Consider the following 16,272-nt stretch of genomic DNA (forward strand, 5'->3'; position numbering starts at 1 on the left):
CGGTTACTGTTTCACGGCGCCGGCGGTCAGGCCCGCGACGAGATAGCGTTGCATCAGGAAGATGAGGATGACTGCCGGCGCGATGCCGACGAAACTCGCCGCCATCAGCTCGTTCCAGATGACTTCCTGCCGGCCGAAATAGGCATAGAGCCCGATCGGCAGCGGCATGTATTCGGTCTTCGAGTTGAAGGTCAGCGCGAAGATGAATTGCTGGGCATAGGAACCGATGAAGGTGGTGATCGCGACGACGGTGATGCCCGGCATGGCGATCGGCAGGATCACCCGGCGCAGCGTGTAGAAATGGCTCGCCCCGTCGACGAAGGCCGCCTCGTCCAGTTCCCGCGGGATGCGCATCATGTAGGTGCGCAACAGCCAGATGCCCGAGGGGATGAGGAAAGCGACGCCCGGCACGATCATCGCGAAATAGGTGTTGAGCACGCCGAGACTGCGCATCAGCCGGAAGAGCGGAATGAGCAGCACCGCGCCGGAAAACATATTGACCGCCAGGAACGCCGCCAGCAGCGCGCCGCTGCCGCGGAACTTGAAGCGGGCAAAGGCGTAGGCGGACGGCACGACCAGCACCAGCACGACCGCGGTGACGATGGTCGAGATGAAGAAGGAATTGAAGATGTAGCGGGCAAAGCCCGGCACGCTCACCCACATCGTGCGATAGGCCTCGAAGGAACCGTTCTCCGGCAGGAAGCGATAGGGGGAGGAAAACAAGAGCCCGAGCGGCTTCAGCGACACCAGGAAGCCCTCGACGAAGGGGGAGAGGATGAAGCTCAGGAAGACGAAGATACCCGCATAGATGCCGGCGAGCTCGTACCAGCGATAGCGGTTGATCATGGCGGGCTGGTTCATCGGCTTTCTCCCGAGGCAAGACGGTGGGTGACGCGGAAATAGGCGATGCAGAAGATCGACAGGAAGATGCAGATCAGCACGGCGCGCGCCGCCCCCTCCCCGTATTTCTTCGAGCCGATAGCGGTGCGATAGGTGTCGATGATCATCGTCGTCGTGTCGCCGTTCGGGCCGCCCTGGGTCAGGATCCAGATGATGTCGAAGGAGTTGAAGGTGGCGATCAGCGACAGCATCGACATGGTGATCATCGACGGCACCAGCAGCGGCAGGGTGATGCGGCGGAAGCGGTAGAAGCGCCCTGCCCCGTCGGTCCAGGCGGCCTCGTAGAGATCCTGCGGAATCGCCTGCATCGAGGCGAGCATGTAGAGCGTCACCAGCGGCACGCCGATCCAGACGTCGGTGATGATCGTCGCCCAGAAGGCCGTCGAGCCGTGCGCGAGGAAGGCGACCGGCCCGTCGACCAGCCCCGAGTTCTGCAGCATGCCGGAGATCATCCCGAACTGGCCGTTATACATCCAGCCCCACATGAAGATGCCGATCGCCATCGGCACGATCCAGGGCGGCATGGTCAGCACCCGGAACAGCGCCCGTCCCGGCACGGCGGCGTTCAGCATCACTGCGCCGAAGGTGCCGATGATCATCTTGATCGTCACGGAAAAAGCGGTCCAGACGAAGGTGCGGGCGATCACTTCCGCAAAGGTGGCGTTGAAGATCTTATCGTAGTTGGCGGTGCCCACCCAGTTGGTCGTCTTCTTCAGCGAGGCATCCGTAAAGGAGAGGATGAACGTATCGACCAGCGGATAGGCGACGATCACCGTCACGTAGAGCACGGCTGGAAAAAGCAGGATCCAGGCGAAGATGACGGTGCTGCGGCGAACACTCATCCCTCGTTCCTCGTCAGGCCGCACGGGCGTGCAGGGCTTCGTCGAAGCGGTCCCAGAGCGGTCTGAGATCGACGACCTGCCGCTTCATGCGCGCCTCGTCGATGGAGAGCGCCAGGATGCCGGCCTCCAGTGCATCGAGCGGCGAGACGGGGAGCGGACCGCCATGCTGGACGTGGGCGACGATCTCGGCCGCCATCTGCTCGTCCGCACCATAGTGCTGGGAGAGCGCCGTCTCCTTGGCATATTTCTTCTCGACCACTTTCTTGCCGGAGAGCACCTCGTGCACGTCGAGATAGCCGCGGATGAAGTCGCCCTCCGCCATGCCGCGCGATCCCATCACGCAGAAACGGCGGAACTGGTCCGGAACATTGAGGTTGGTGTGGAAATTCATCGCCACGCCATTGGCGTATTCGATGATCGCAACCTGATAGTCGATGATGTCGCCGTCGCTGTCGAAGACCTTGTCGGAAGCGAGCCAGCCGCTCGGCTTGCTATGGAAAAGCTGCAGGTCGTTGATGCCGTCGCGGGCCGGATCATTGGGGGGCGTGAAGCTCTTGCGGCCACCGAAACTCGCCACCCGCTCCGGCCGGGCGCCGACGACGCCGTTGTAGAGATCGAGGTCGTGGCAGCACTTTTCCAGCATGAAGCTGCCGGCATAGCGTCCGTAGCGGCGCCAGTCGCGCATGAAGAAGGCGCCATGATAGGGTTCGATGTGCTCGGCCGCCTCGATCGAAACGATCTCGCCGAGCGTTCCGGCGGCCTGGGCGGCGCGAAGGTCGCGATACATCGGCGCATAACGCAGGACCAGCCCCACCATCAGCCGGTCGTGGCCATGTTTCGCCAGGAGCGCCGCAAGCTCGACGCTCTGCTCGATGGTGCTGACGATCGGCTTTTCGCAGAACACCTTGAGGCCTGCCTCTAGACCGATGCGGATATGGTCGAGATGCATGTGGTTCGGAGAGCCGATCATCAGTAGGTCGAGCTTCTCGCCGGCGATCAGTTCCTCGGGCGTGGCATAGGCCTTTCCCGCCGAAATGCCGTTTTCCGCGAGCGTGGCAAGGCCGGCCGGCGCCGGATCGACATAGCCCGCGATCTCGAAGTTCTCGTCGATCGCCTTGAAGACATAGCCCAGATATCCAAGACGGAATCCGAGTCCGATTATCCCGACCTTCATGCTGATGCCGTTCCCATTTCGTAATTATTTTTCGTAGACTGGGATAGAATTTTCGTTGCGTCAACAAAAATTCGAATATTCGAAGAGATTGTGAAATTCATTTTCACGGCGCTTCAGGCATGACGTTCGCCGCCGCAGTCCGCTCTTCGAGGTCGACGAGGCTCTAGGCGCGGGTGCGGCCCGCGAGGGCACGCTCCAAAGCTTGAAGCGCGTCATGAATGAGCACCGCGAGCGCTGCGACGATGAGCCCGCCCTGCAGGACAAAGGCGAGATTGTTCGACTGCAGCCCGGCGATAATGACCTCGCCGAGCGTCTTCGCCGCAACTGTCGAGCCGATCGTTGCCGTCGCAAGGCTGATCACGACGGAAAGCCTGATGCCGGTCAGGATCACCGGCAAGGCCAAAGGAAGTTCGATCTGGACAAGCCTTTGGCGTTCGGTCATGCCGGCGCCGCGCGCAGCCTCGATCACAGCCGGTGGTAGTGTCGTCAGTCCGGTCAGGGCATTTTCGAAGATCGGCAACAACCCGTAGAGAAAAAGCGCAATCAGCGTCGGTTTTTCGCCGAAGCCGAAGATCGGGACTGCGAGCGCCAGCACCGCCACCGGCGGGAAGGTCTGACCGATATTCACGAGACTGCGCGACAGCGGCAAGAATTCGGCGCCGGCGTCCCGCGTCACGAGGATCGCCAGCGACACGGCAACGACGGTCGCGGCAAAGGTCGCGACGAGCACGGTTCGAAGATGGAGGAGCGTCAGCCACAAAAGGCTGCCTCGATTGTAGACCGCCGGGGCGTTCTCCTGCACCAGAGGGTTGAGCAGCGGTTCGAACCAGCCGGGTTGAAGCAGAAAGGCGAGCAACAGCACGAATACCGTCAGCCGCAAGAGAGTGGGAAGCGATGGCATCACCGCGGCCTCGCGGCGCGTTTCACCAGGCCATCAAGGCTGACCTTGCCGATGACGGCGCCGTTCACCGCCGTGACCGGCAATGCGGACCGCCCCGACCACAGGAGTTCGGAAAGCGCCTCGCGCTGGCTCAAGGTTTCCGGAATCGCCGTGCCTTCAGCCGTGCCGGGCTCGACCGCATCGCCGGCCGTCTCGATGGCAAGCAGGCGGAACGGTCTTTCCGTGGCGCCGATCAGTTCCTCGACGAAGGGCGTCGCCGGCCGCACCAGCATTTCCGCGGGCGCCGCGTATTGCAGGACCTCGCCCTTGTCCATGACGGCGATCTTGTCGGCGAGATGAAACGCCTCCTCCATATCGTGGGTGACGAGGATGATCGTCGTGCCGAAATGCTTCTGAATGGCGATGAGATCGTCCTGCGCCTTGGCGCGGATGATCGGATCGAGGGCGCCAAAGGGTTCGTCCATCAAAAGCAGGTTCGGTTCCGCCGCAAGCGCCCGCGCGACGCCGACCCGCTGCTGCTGGCCGCCGGAGAGCTCGTGCGGATAGCGCGGCCCGAAAAAATCCGGATCGAGCTGGAACAGCGTCAGCAGCTCCTCGACCTTCGCCTTTATCCGCGGCTTCTCCCAGCCGAGCAGCGTCGGCACGGTGGCAATGTTCTCGGCGACAGTGCGATGCGGGAAGAGACCATGGCCCTGGATCGCATAGCCGATCCGGCGACGCAGCTCGAATTCGGGCACGGAGCGATTGTCCTCGCCGTCGATCCTGATCATCCCGGAGGTCGGCTCGACCAGACGGTTGACCATTCGGATGAGCGTCGTCTTGCCGGAGCCCGATGTCCCGACGATGACAGTGATCGTATGCGGCATCACGGTCAACGAGACGTCGCTGACCACCTCGGTTTCGTCATAACGCTTGGTGACGCAGTCGAATTCGATCATGCCGCCTTACCCCGACTGTGCTTCGGACCCGTCACTTCGATCAGCCCGTCAAGCACGATCGCCGCCGTGAAGGCGAGCACGACCGTCGGAACCGCACCGAGCAGCACGAGATCCATGGCCGTCTGGCCGATCCCCTGGAAGACGAAGACGCCGAAGCCGCCGCCACCTATGAGGGCAGCGATCGTGGCAAGGCCGATGTTCTGGACGAGCACGATGCGGATGCCCGTAAGGATGACCGGAAAGGCCAAGGGAAACTCGACGCGGACGAGCCGCTGCCCTTCGGTCATGCCGAGGCCGCGTGCGGCATCGTTGGCGGCGCGCGGTACGCCGGCGAGCCCGACGACCGTGTTGGCGACCACGGGCAGCAGCGAGTAGAGAAAAAGCGCAACGAAGGCCGGAGCGACGCCGATGCCGCGCACGCCGATTGCATGAGCGCCCGGAACATGGGTCGCAATCCAGCCGAGCGGCCCGATCAGAATGCCGAAGAGAGCAATCGAAGGGATCGTCTGGACGGCGTTCAAGACGTTCAAGACCGCTGCCCGCAGGCGGTCGACCCGATGGCAGAGAATGCCGAGCGGCAGTCCGACGACCGCTGCGGCGGCAAGCGATCCGAGCGCCAGCGTCAGGTGGCGGCCGGCTTCGGCCCAGAACGTGTCGGCCCGGTTTGCATATTCCTTGAGGATCGACAGCCCGTCCCAACGTCCCGTCGCCAGCATTCCGCCGATGAGCGCCAGGGCCCCGGCGAGGAAAAGAAGCCTGAGGCCGGGACCGGGGGTGAGCCGCGTCAAGGCATCGGCAACCAGGAGCGCGAAGGCGAAGACGAGAATCCAGAAGCCGGCGGCCGGCGAGACGCGTGCATAGGCATTATCCGCCGGCGTCAGGCTGCCGGCAGCGCTGCCGATCAGAAAGCAGAGCGCGACGAGAACCGCAAAGGCCGCCACCATACGGACGAGAACGGATGTCTTCAAAAGCGCTACGACGGCGCCGAACGTCACGAGTGCTAGAAGCCCGTAGCCCAGCGATGGCGGCAAGGCCTCGAGGACCGCCTTTCCCTCGCCCTGCACGATGCGGTTTGCCCGGAACGTCGCAAAAGGAGCCAGAAATGCGCCATAGACCGCGAGAGCCGCAATGATCACGCCGAGCTTATCGAAAAGAAAGGTCCTGCGCTCTGTTTCTCGGATGACACCGATCGCCATGAAATGTTCCGCTCGACGCACGATTGAGGCGTTGCCCGACAGGCGCCGGACAACGCTTTTTTCAGCTACTTAAGGAAGCCGTTCTTCTTCAAGAAGTCCTCGGCGACCGCTTTCGCCGGCTCGCCACCCACCTGCACCCGGCCGTTCAACTCCTGCAGGGTGACGAGATCGAGCTTTTCGAAGACGGGCTTCAGAAGCGCCTCGATATTCGGATTCTCCTTCAGCACGGCTTCGCGGATGATCGGCGTCGGCTGATAGACCGGCTGCACGTTCTTGTCGTCCTCGAGAACGACGAGACCGGACGGCGCGATGCCGCCGTCGGTGCCGTAGACCATCGCGGCGTTGGCGCCGTTCGTCTGGTTGGCGGCGGCGGCGATGGTGGCGGCCGTATCGCCGCCCGACAACGTGATCAGTTGCTCCGGCTTCAGCGTGAAGGAATAGGCGGTCTGGAACGCGGGCAATGCCGCCGCCGAGTTCACGAATTCGGACGATGCCGCCAGGATGACCTCGCCGCCGTCGCTGACATATTTGCCGAAGTCGGAAAGCGTCTTGAGGCTATTCTTCTCGGCCACCTCCTTGCGCAGCGCGATCGCCCAGGTGTTGTTGGCCGGCGAAGGCGTCAGCCAGACGATCTTGTTGGCATCGTAGTCGAGCTTCTTTGCCAACTCATAGGCCTTGCCGGCATCCTTCCAGGTGGGATCGTCAGCCTTTTCGAAGAAGAAGGCGGCGTTGCCGGTATATTCCGGATAGACATCGATCTCGCCGGCCGTGATCGCTTTTCGCACGACGGGCGTGGCACCGAGTTGGACCCGGTCCGTGGTCTTGATGTCGTTGGCATTCAGTACCGCGAGAATGATGTTGCCGAGAACGCCGCCCTCCGTGTCGATCTTGGAGGAAACCACGACGTCGGCCTTGGCTGCCGCGGAGGTCAGCGCAACGGCCAGAGCAGTGCCGATCAATGTCTTCATCAGGGTCAGGCGCATGATTTTCTCCCTCGATTGGTCCCGTCGTTCGTCACGGGTTCCCCGCAGCGTCCGGTCAAACCATCCATATATGTCAGGGTTCGGCAAAGAATAGAGCAGCGCGCAACAGGACCTGGAGTTGAACTTCGGAATGTCGGGGCCGCAGTACGTCTTGTCAGGTTGCAATCCGCATCAATGTCGGTCACTGTCTCCCGAGGTCCGCCATTGAAGCCTCAGCCCTCAGGACCCTAGATCGATCGGCCTTATTCCATTTTTGTATGCGAGCATGACCCGAGGCGGCTGAAACTAGCCAACGGCCTACTGCTGTAGCCGCCCGCGCAGCCTTTAAAACCAGCTCGGGGGATTTGATGTCCGTCTATGTTCTTGCGTTTCTGTTCGGGGTCGTCGCTGGCCTGCGGGCGATGACCGCACCGGCAGCCGTCAGCATCGCCGCCGCGGCCGGCTGGCTGCCCGTCGCCAATAGCTGGGCAGCGTTCATGGGCTACCGATTCACGCCCTATGTCTTCGGGCTTCTGGCGCTGGTCGAATACGTCACCGACCAACTCCCGAGCACACCGAGCCGCAAGGTTCCGCAGCAATTCGGCGCCCGCATCGTCAGCGGCGGTTTCTGCGGCGCGGTGATTGGCACGGCCAGCGGCTCCTTGATCGGCGGCGCAGTTGCCGGAATGATCGGTGCGATCATCGGCACCCTTGGCGGCTATGAAGCACGCAAGCGCCTCGTCGCGATGATCGGCGGCAAGGACCTGCCGATCGCTCTTCTCGAAGATCTTGTCGCTATTCTTCTCGCATTGTGGGTGGTGTCCTCATGACCAGGCATTTCGACGCGATCATCATCGGCGCCGGCCAGGCTGGCCCGTCGCTCGCCGGACGGCTGACGGAAGCCGGCAAATCGGTAGCACTCGTCGAGCGCAATCTCTTCGGCGGCACCTGCGTCAATACCGGCTGCATGCCGACCAAGGCCATGGTCGCGAGCGCCTACGCCATCCACACGGCACGGCGCGGCGCCGAATACGGCATGACGACCGGCCCCGTTTCCGTCGATTTCGCCCGCGTGATGGCGCGCAAGGAGAAGGTGACGTTGGATGCCCGTGGGGGCATCGAGTCCTGGCTGAAGGGCATGAAGAACTGCACGGTGCTCTCCGGCCATGCGCGCTTCGAAAGCCCGACCGACATTCGCGTCGGCGACGAACTGCTTTCGGGCGGACAGATATTTCTCAATGTGGGCGGGCGCGCGGCGATCCCGGATTTTCCCGGTATCAACGAGGTTCCCTATCTCACCAACAGCTCGATCATGGCGCTCGACCATCTGCCCAGGCATCTGGTTATCGTCGGCGGCAGCTATATCGGGCTCGAATTTGCCCAGATGTTCCGTCGCTTCGGCTCCGAGGTCACCGTCATCGAAAAAGGCCCTCGCCTGATCGCGCGCGAGGACCCGGACGTCTCGGACGCGATCCGCGCCATCCTCGAAAATGAGGGGATCCGCATTCGCCTCAATGCCGAATGCATCCGCTTCGCCCCGCATCCCGACGGCATCGCCGCCGGCGTGGATTGCACCTCGGGCGCCCCGGAAGTCGTCGGCTCCGATGTCCTGCTCGCGACCGGCCGCCGGCCCAACACGGACGATCTCGGGCTCGGCAAGGCCGGCGTGAAGACCGATGCGCGCGGCTATGTCGAGGTAGACGACATGCTGCGCACCAACGTGCCGCATATCTTCGCGATGGGCGACTGCAACGGCCGCGGCGCCTTCACCCATACGTCCTATAACGATTTCGAGATCATCGCCGCAAACCTCATCGACAACGACCCGCGCCGGGTCAGCGACCGCATCCAGACCTACGCGCTCTATATAGATCCGCCGCTTGGCCGCGCCGGCATGACCGAAACCGAGGCGCGCAAGAGCGGCCGCAAGCTGATGATCGGTACAAGGCCGATGACGCGCGTCGGCCGTGCCGTCGAGAAGGGCGAAACGCAAGGCTTCATGAAGGTGATCGTCGACGCCGACACGAAGGAAATCCTCGGCGCCTCGATCCTTGGAACGGGCGGCGACGAGGCCATCCAGAGCATCCTCGACGTGATGTATGCGAAGCGGCCCTATACGACGATCAGCCGCGCCATGCATATCCACCCGACCGTGTCGGAACTGATCCCCACCGTGTTCGGCGATCTCTCGCCTGCCAAATAGTGCACGGATTCAGAGCACCCCAGTCAGCTCGAGGGTCTGGTAGCCGGCCAAAAGGGTGATCAGAATTCCGACAAGCCGCAGGAGCGTCTTCTCCTTCAGCGCCTTGACCATCCAACCGGCCAGCGGCGCCGCCAGGACGCCGCCCGCGATCAGCCCGCCAACCGATGCCAGATAGTCGCGGAAATCGCCCGCTTCCTCCCAGTGGCCGGTGACGATCGTGGCAAGGAAGCTCAGCGACACCGAAAGCGCAATCAGGAATTCGCTCGCATTGACGGTGCCGATGACGAAGCGCGGTTGTCCGCCGGCGCCGAGCAGGCCGGTCGTGGCGACGGGGCCCCAGCCACCGCCGCCCGCCGCATCGAGGAAGCCGGCAGTTGCGCCGAGCGGCGCGACGATTCGCATTTTGACCGGGTTCGTCGGAATTCGATGAAACGACCGATAGAGCAGCCAGCTCCCGACAATGGCGAGATAGGCCGTGACGAATGGCTTGGCCTGGTCTCCATCGAACGAGGTAAGCACGAAAGCGCCGATGATGCCTCCGCCGATGCCAAAGGGCACGAGCCGTCGGAACAGTTTCCAGTCGATATTGCGGTGATAGAGATGGGCCGAGCCGGATGCGGCGGTGGTGAACAGTTCCGCGGCATGGGCCGATGCCGAGGCTTGCGCCGGCGGCACGCCGAAGGCGAGGAGCACCGTCGAGGAGATCACGCCATAGGCCATTCCAAGTGCACCATCGACCGCCTGAGCCAGAAACCCGACCGCCGCGAACAGTAGGAAGTCTTCCATGGGAGGCTCCGCAACAGGATTCGTTTTATATAGCGAAGCCTCGCGTGTGCACCGACACGGAGGCTTATCGCTCGACGGAACTGCGTTCATGGTGCCCTTGGGCTCGCAAATAAACGGAGCATGCGTCCGGCTTGTTCCGCGAGTACGGCTCAATCCGGGCGTGTTCTTCAATACTGCAGGGATCGCGGCGTGGCGAGTGGGCCGTTCAGACGAAAACGCAAGCAACTGGCTGTCTGGGCCACCATTTGCGGGCGCATGTTCGCGCCCGCGCCGTTCTCACTATCGCTACTTCACGGGGATCATCAGGTGGGCATAGGGAGTGCCCGCCCACATGACATAGGGCTTGGAGGTGTCGGGCTTGGGATCCGTCGGATAGCCTTGCATCATGTCAGCCGCGTTCACGATCATGACATGCGGGCCGGTCTGTACCCAGTTGTTGCCCTCTTCGGGTTTCGTCGCGTAGGGATCGGTGTTGCTCGCGTCGGTGCCGCCGGCAAGCATGTACATGAAGCCCACCTTGCCCTTGGGCGGCTCCTTCTTGCCGATCCAGGCCATCGCCCATTCCATTGCATTGGCATCGCCGCACATCGGGTCGGGGCCGGGCGTGACCGGGTTGTCCGGCATGCACCAAAAGCCGTTCGTGCCCTCCCTCAAGGTGCGCATCGTGCCCTTCTCATCCATGGCATGGATGGCAGCGCCGCTTGCGACCGCCGCGGGTGCTGCGGATTCGGCGCTCTTGATCAGCGCAGCGTCGTCGGCGGCTGCACCCTGCCCTGCGACCAAACTGCTCGCCGCCAAAATGGCAGCAGCCGTCAGAAGCCGTTTCATGGCCGTTCTCCCGGATCGTGTTCATGGTTTTTCATGCTATCGGCCCGCGGCTGTGCCCAGCCGCATTAGCGACCGCTAAAATGATAGCAGAACGGACCAAGCCGGACAATTCAGCAGGGCTGGCCGCGCCGGCAACGCTCGTCACCCGAGTGGCGCGCGTTCATCAACCTTTTCCCCGGCTGAACCATCGCAGCGACATGCAGGAAAGCCCGGCGTCGATCTTTCCGATCTCGGTCGTCTTCAAGGCAACGACCCTATAACCGGCCTTGTCGAGCATCTCGATCGTGCGTGGAAAATCGGCGCCGACCATCACCACCTCGTTGACGCGAAGTGCATTGGCGGCCGCTTCCTCGCCTTCCGGAATGAGCATCTGCCGGAATTTCTCAAAGACGCCCGAGCGCGCCAGGCGGCTGGTGGAGAGCACCGTTTCCTCGTCGAGCAGCGAGCAATCGGTCTTGAAGTGGAGGACGCCCTCCGGCGTTTCGACAATCTCGCTCTTGCGGCCAAGCTTGTCCAAGCAAGCCTGCAACGCCTCGGCGCCCGCCCTGTCGGTGCGGGCAGAAAGACCGATCATCACGCTTTCCTGGGTCGTGAGAACGTCGCCGCCATCGGCGTAGCCCGCCGACAGATCGAGAACCGTGTCGAACAGGTCGCGGAGCGTCGGCACCATCTCTTCGGCTTCCCGAACACGCGTGGCGGCGCCCGGACGCAGAACGATCGCGCCCTCGGTAAAGACCAGCGCCGGGTCTTCGACGAAGATCGAATCCGGGAAGGTCTCCAGCGGCGGCAGCACCGTCGTCTCGACGCCGGCCGCGCGCATCGCCGCCAGATAGGCGTCGTGTTCGGCCTTGACGCCCACATAGCTCGGGCTGCCGCGGTCCTGCGCCCGCAAGCCGTCGACAACGGAACGCGCCGGCTCCCGGGCGATGATCGAATTGAAGTGATAGACCGGACGCGATGTCATCGAGAAACTTTCCCCTCTCAGTTATCCGGTGACCCGGCTGACGAATTCCGGATTGCCGCAGAGCGTATTGCTGACCGTGCAGATTTCCTCTTCCGCCGCTTCGGCGATTGCGTGGCGCACCACGTCATCGATATCGCCGCGGATGACGAATTCGACATCGAAGCGCGCCACCCGTGATGGTTCGTCATGCGCCTTTTCGCCAGTCACCTTGGCGGAGACTTCGACAAGCCTGTCGAGTACGCCGAAGCGGCTTGCAGCGATCCGCGCGCTGAGCACCAGGCAGCTGGCAAGCGAGGCGTAGAGAAGGTCGAGCGGGCCGAAACCAGCCTGCGACGGGCTGGTGACGATGTCGAGCGTACCGCCTGTGACAGAAGTCACATGCGGGAAACCCGTTCGCCCGACGGTCGCCGTCGCGCCGGTTTCCCTTGACTTCACTCTGAGCTCGGCCATTGCCGATCCTCTGCGTTCACGCCGTTTCCGGCGGAATGACGCCCTTGGTCAGGATGAAACAGCCGTAGAAGCGCGTCTCGCCGGTCGTGATGACGCAATAGGCCTTCTTCGCCTGCTCGTAAAAGGCGAAACGCTCGATGCCATACATCGGCGCCGGCTTGCCCTCGGCGCGATCGATCTCGGCCTGCACCTCGCGCTGGACGGTTGGAACCTCGTCGGGGGCACCCATCACTTCCATGCGGCCGACCGACGGCTGCAGCGGCGTGTCGAGCGGCAGAACGGAGAGCACGGCCCTCACCGCGCGCGCGGCCGAAACATTGTCGATGTGGAGCAACTTGCCGAGCGTCGTCTGCCGAGCGATCGCATCCGATGGGAAATTGGTGTCCGAAATCACGAGCGTGTCGGCGTGTCCCATCGATCGGAGTGCATGCAGCACATCCGCATTGAGAGCCGGGTCGATATTCTTGAGCATGCCTGTTCTCCTCAAACGCCGGCGGGACCTGCGGCGCATTGGGTCGCATCAGGCCTTTTCCGGGGTCGGTCGTCAACAGGATGTTCGGTTTCTCCACGCCTCCGAGGCGTTCCCGCGAACGGGACGGGCATCGGCCCCCTACTCGCCGTAGGGGATCCAGATGTTCTTGACGTCGACGGCGCGCCGCAGGAACGGCTGCCCTTCGGCTGCCGAACGGTCCGACCAGTCGACCGCCTTGCCGTAGTCGACGAAGGTTCGCTTCAGATTGCCGACCGACAGCTTCTCGACGAGCGTCGACAGTTCCAGCGATCCGAAGGCCCAGAGCGCGTCGACGTCGTTGTGGGCTGCCAGAGTCTTGGCAAGTTCGATCGCCGATCCGGTGACGATATTGACGACACCGGCCGGAACGTCGGAGGTTTCGAGGACGGAATAGAAATCCGTGGCGGCAAGCGGATGCGGCTCGCTCGGGATACTAACGACGCGATTGCCGACGGCGATCAGTGGCGCGACGAGGCTGACGAAGCCGAGCAGCGGCGCCTCCGGCGGGCAGATCACCCCGACGACGCCCTGCGGCTCCGGCATCGCGAGCGCCACGCCGCGCAAGGGCGGCTGATGCACGACGCCCTCATATTTGTCCGCCCAGGCGCCATAGCTGAAGAGACGGGCGATCGAGGCCTCGACCTCGGCCTTCGCATTGGCCGCCGAGGCGCCGGTCATGGCGGCGATGCGATCGGCAAATTCCGCCGCCCGACCGGCGAGGTTCTCGGCAATATAATAGAGGATCTGGGCGCGGTTATGCGTCGTCGCCGAAGACCAGGCCGAGGCCGCCTGTGCCGCGACGACCGCGTTGCGGATATCCTTGCGGTTGCCCTCGCCGACCTCGCCGATGACCTTGCCCTTCGGCGACAGGATCGGGCGCGAATAGTTGCCATCCGGCCGCGCCTGCTTGCCGCCGATGAAGAGCTTAGCCGTGCGGTCGAGCGTTGGCAGAGCGAAATCGCCAGCGGCCGGCCTCACGGCCGGCAGAGCGGATTCGGCGCGGAGTTTCCGGCCGAGCCAGGCCTTGGGCTTCAGATATTCGTAGCACCCCTCCTTGCCGCCTTCGCGGCCAAAGCCGGATTCGCGCTTTCCGCCGAAGCCGCTCGAGGCGTCGAAGAGATTGGTGGCATTGACCCAGACAACGCCCGCCGCAAGCTTGGCGGCGACATGCAGGGCGAGCCCGATCGTCTCGCTCCAGACGCTGGCGGCAAGGCCGTAGCGGCTGTGATTGGCAAGCTGGACCGCCTCTTCCGGCGTGCGGAAGGTCATCGATACGGCGACCGGGCCGAAGATTTCCTCCGTGGCGACGACCGAGGTCGGCTGGACAGCGGTGAGCAGCGTCGGCGGATAGAAGCTGCCGCCCTTGGGCAGCTCGATCTGCGGCTGGTAAAGCGCGGCCCCTTCGGTAACGCCCTGGCTGACGAGGTTTTCGATCCGCTGCAACTGCACCGGCGCGACGATCGCCGCCATGTCGATCGCCTTGTCGAGCGGATGGCCGACCCTAAGCGTCCCCATGCGCCGCTTCAGGCGTTCGTAAAACAAGTGTGCCACGCCCTCCTGAACAAGCACCCGCGAGCCGGCGCAGCAGACCTGGCCTTGATTGAACCAGATCGCGTCCACAACGCCTTCCACCGCGCCGTCGATATCGGCGTCGTCGAAAACGATGAAGGGCGACTTGCCGCCGAGTTCCAGCGTCAGCGACTTGCCGGTGCCCGCGGTCTTTTCGCGGATCAGGCGGCCGACCTCGGTCGAGCCGGTAAAGGCGATCTTGTCGATGTCGTCGTGCTCGACGATCAGCGCACCGGTCTCGCCCTCGCCGGTGACGACGTTCAGCACGCCCGGCGGCAGGCCGGCAGCAGAGGCAAGCTCGGCGAAGAGCAGCGCCGTCAGCGGCGTGAACTCCGCCGGCTTCAGAATGACCGTGTTGCCGAGCGCCAGTGCCGGTGCCACTTTCCAGGCGAGCATCAGGAAGGGGAAGTTCCAGGGAATGACCTGGCCGACGACGCCGACCGGCACCTGATCGGCGAATTCCGTTTCCTGCAGCTGCGCCCAGCCGGCGTGGTGGTAGAAGTGGCGGGCGGCAAGCGGAATGTCGATGTCGCGCGTCTCGCGGATCGGCTTGCCGTTGTCGAGCGCCTCGACCACGGCGATCAGCCGGGCGTGACGCTGGATCATTCGCGCCAGCGCATAGAGATGCCGGGCCCGGGCGTGGCCGGAGAGCTTCGCCCAGGGGCCTTGCGCCTTGCGGGCGGCGGCGACCGCCGCGTTGACGTCCTCACGACCGCCGAGCGCGATCTTCGCCAGCAGCGCGCCGGTCGCCGGCTCGAAACTGTCGAATGTCTTGCCCGACGCGGAAGCGGCGAAGCGGCCGTTGATGAAGTGGCCGAGCTCCCCCTTGTGGCGGGCGAGCCAGGCCCGGGCTTCGGTGTCGCCCTCGGGTGCAGGGCCGTATGACATTTCGTCGAAAAACCTGGCGACGCTCATCGGATTATCCAATCGGGTGTCTGTTGAGGGCCGAGTAGGCGCCGCTGACATGGTGCTCGAGCTGGCGCTCGATGTCTGCCAACAGGCTCGATGCCCCGACGCGGAAGAGATCCGGCTCGAGCCATTCGCGGCCGAGCTCTTCCTTCATGAGGAACTGGTAGTTCAGCACATCCTTGGCCGCGGAGATTCCGCCGGCGGGCTTGTAGCCGACCTTGATGCCCGTGCGCTCCTGATAGGCGCGGATCATCCTGAGCATGATAAGGGTCACGAGCAGCGTCGCGTTCACACCCTCCTTGCCGGTCGAAGTCTTGATGAAATCGGCACCGGCCATCATGCAGATGAGCGAGGCGCGGGCGACGTTGCGCAGCGTCTTGAGGTCGCCGGTCGCGAGGATCGCCTTGACATGCGCATCGCCGCAGGCCTCGCGGAAATCACGCATCTCGTCATAGAGCGCCTGCCAGTTGCCCGTCAGCACATGTTCGCGGGTGATGACGATGTCGATTTCCTTTGCGCCGTCGGCGACCGAGGCCTCGATTTCCTTGAGCTTGACATCATGCGGCACGAGGCCAGCCGGAAAGCCCGTGGAAACCGCGGCCACCGGAATTCCGGAACCCTGAAGCGCCTCCACCGCCGTCGACACGAAACGGTGATAGACGCAGACCGCGCCGGTCGTGATTTCGCGATCGCCCATGCCGAGCGCATCGAGAAGGTCCTGGCGCACCGGCTGGCGCGCCTTGGCGCAGAGACGCTTCACGCGTTCCGTCGTGTCGTCGCCGTTGAGCGTCGTAAGGTCGATGCAGGTGACCGCCTTCAAGAGCCAGGCGGCCTGCGCATCCTTTTTGACCGTCCGGCGACCCGGTAGTGTTGCGACGCGCCTCTCGGCCGCGGAAAGATTGACGCGCTGGTCGAACACCCAGGAAAGGTCGAGATCGACGCCGTCGTTGCGCGGCCAGTTATGACCGGCGCCAGCGGGCTTGGCAGAAATCGCCGACACCGCCTTGAGAGCAAGGTCTTCCAAGCGACTACTCCTCGATTTCTCCCTGCCGGGACCGGGCAGCCTGCAGAGCAGCCCCAGTGGATTGTTATTTTTCTATCGGATTTTTGTTATCATTCCATCAAGACCGGTGAGTGTC

General features: G+C 63.6%; 16 protein-coding genes. 2 read left to right on the forward strand and 14 right to left on the reverse strand.

The genetic code is table 11. From position 1 onward, the window contains the following. Window positions 1–3: 3 nt before the first annotated feature. The 7 genes from RHIBR816_RS0115100 to RHIBR816_RS0115130 form a co-directional block, all read right to left on the reverse strand. Window positions 4–861 carry a carbohydrate ABC transporter permease gene (locus RHIBR816_RS0115100; RefSeq protein ID WP_018237401.1) on the reverse strand — a complete coding sequence of 286 codons (858 nt, stop codon included), beginning with the start codon at window positions 859–861 and terminating at the stop codon, window positions 4–6. Beyond that, entirely contained in the window at window positions 858–1,742 is an 885-nt protein-coding gene (locus tag RHIBR816_RS0115105) for a carbohydrate ABC transporter permease (RefSeq protein ID WP_018237402.1), read from the reverse strand. The genes RHIBR816_RS0115100 and RHIBR816_RS0115105 overlap by 4 nt, the downstream gene beginning before the upstream one ends. A 13-nt stretch (window positions 1,743–1,755) precedes the next feature. Beyond that, a complete protein-coding gene (locus RHIBR816_RS0115110; RefSeq protein ID WP_018237403.1) occupies window positions 1,756–2,916 on the reverse strand; it encodes a Gfo/Idh/MocA family protein in 1,161 nt (386 codons plus the stop codon). Between the two features lie 163 nt (window positions 2,917–3,079). Next, window positions 3,080–3,817, reverse strand: a complete 738-nt coding sequence (locus RHIBR816_RS0115115) for an ABC transporter permease (protein ID WP_018237404.1) — start codon at window positions 3,815–3,817, stop codon at window positions 3,080–3,082. After that, complete coding sequence (locus RHIBR816_RS0115120) at window positions 3,817–4,755, reverse strand: ABC transporter ATP-binding protein (RefSeq protein WP_018237405.1); 939 nt, start codon at window positions 4,753–4,755, stop codon at window positions 3,817–3,819. The genes RHIBR816_RS0115115 and RHIBR816_RS0115120 overlap by 1 nt, the downstream gene beginning before the upstream one ends. Further along, window positions 4,752–5,951: an ABC transporter permease gene (locus RHIBR816_RS0115125; RefSeq protein ID WP_018237406.1), complete on the reverse strand. Its 1,200-nt coding sequence runs from the start codon at window positions 5,949–5,951 to the stop codon at window positions 4,752–4,754. Before RHIBR816_RS0115125 ends, RHIBR816_RS0115120 begins: the two co-directional genes overlap by 4 nt. Window positions 5,952–6,016: 65 nt before the next feature. After that, window positions 6,017–6,934, reverse strand: coding sequence for an ABC transporter substrate-binding protein (locus RHIBR816_RS0115130; protein WP_018237407.1), 918 nt, complete (start codon window positions 6,932–6,934; stop codon window positions 6,017–6,019). 347 nt (window positions 6,935–7,281) lie between these two features. Here RHIBR816_RS0115130 and RHIBR816_RS0115135 point away from each other — a divergent pair, with 347 nt between their 5' ends. Beyond that, window positions 7,282–7,743 (forward strand): membrane protein, encoded by a 462-nt coding sequence (locus RHIBR816_RS0115135; protein WP_018237408.1) that lies wholly within the window; start codon window positions 7,282–7,284, stop codon window positions 7,741–7,743. Beyond that, window positions 7,740–9,116, forward strand: a complete 1,377-nt coding sequence (locus RHIBR816_RS0115140) for an FAD-containing oxidoreductase (RefSeq protein WP_018237409.1) — start codon at window positions 7,740–7,742, stop codon at window positions 9,114–9,116. Before RHIBR816_RS0115135 ends, RHIBR816_RS0115140 begins: the two co-directional genes overlap by 4 nt. 9 nt (window positions 9,117–9,125) lie before the next feature. Here RHIBR816_RS0115140 and RHIBR816_RS0115145 read toward each other — a convergent pair whose 3' ends face one another. From RHIBR816_RS0115145 to deoC, 7 genes are all read right to left on the reverse strand, one after another. Beyond that, window positions 9,126–9,902: a sulfite exporter TauE/SafE family protein gene (locus tag RHIBR816_RS0115145; RefSeq protein WP_018237410.1), complete on the reverse strand. Its 777-nt coding sequence runs from the start codon at window positions 9,900–9,902 to the stop codon at window positions 9,126–9,128. Between the two features lie 285 nt (window positions 9,903–10,187). Beyond that, on the reverse strand, window positions 10,188–10,730 hold the full coding sequence (locus RHIBR816_RS0115150; protein WP_018237411.1) for a hypothetical protein: 543 nt from the start codon (window positions 10,728–10,730) through the stop codon (window positions 10,188–10,190). Window positions 10,731–10,893: 163 nt separating this feature from the next. After that, entirely contained in the window at window positions 10,894–11,694 is an 801-nt protein-coding gene (locus tag RHIBR816_RS0115155) for an arginine deiminase family protein (protein WP_018237412.1), read from the reverse strand. Window positions 11,695–11,715: 21 nt separating this feature from the next. Further along, window positions 11,716–12,144 carry an OsmC family protein gene (locus RHIBR816_RS0115160; RefSeq protein WP_018237413.1) on the reverse strand — a complete coding sequence of 143 codons (429 nt, stop codon included), beginning with the start codon at window positions 12,142–12,144 and terminating at the stop codon, window positions 11,716–11,718. A 16-nt stretch (window positions 12,145–12,160) separates the two neighbouring features. Next, a complete protein-coding gene (locus RHIBR816_RS0115165; RefSeq protein WP_018237414.1) occupies window positions 12,161–12,616 on the reverse strand; it encodes an RbsD/FucU family protein in 456 nt (151 codons plus the stop codon). Between the two features lie 138 nt (window positions 12,617–12,754). Next, window positions 12,755–15,139: an aldehyde dehydrogenase family protein gene (locus tag RHIBR816_RS0115170; RefSeq protein WP_018237415.1), complete on the reverse strand. Its 2,385-nt coding sequence runs from the start codon at window positions 15,137–15,139 to the stop codon at window positions 12,755–12,757. 4 nt (window positions 15,140–15,143) lie between these two features. Continuing rightward, window positions 15,144–16,157, reverse strand: coding sequence for a deoxyribose-phosphate aldolase (deoC, locus tag RHIBR816_RS0115175; RefSeq protein ID WP_018237416.1), 1,014 nt, complete (start codon window positions 16,155–16,157; stop codon window positions 15,144–15,146). Between the last annotated feature and the right edge of the window lie 115 nt (window positions 16,158–16,272).

This window comes from Ensifer sp. BR816, from assembly GCF_000378985.1.
Classification (GTDB): domain Bacteria; phylum Pseudomonadota; class Alphaproteobacteria; order Rhizobiales; family Rhizobiaceae; genus Sinorhizobium.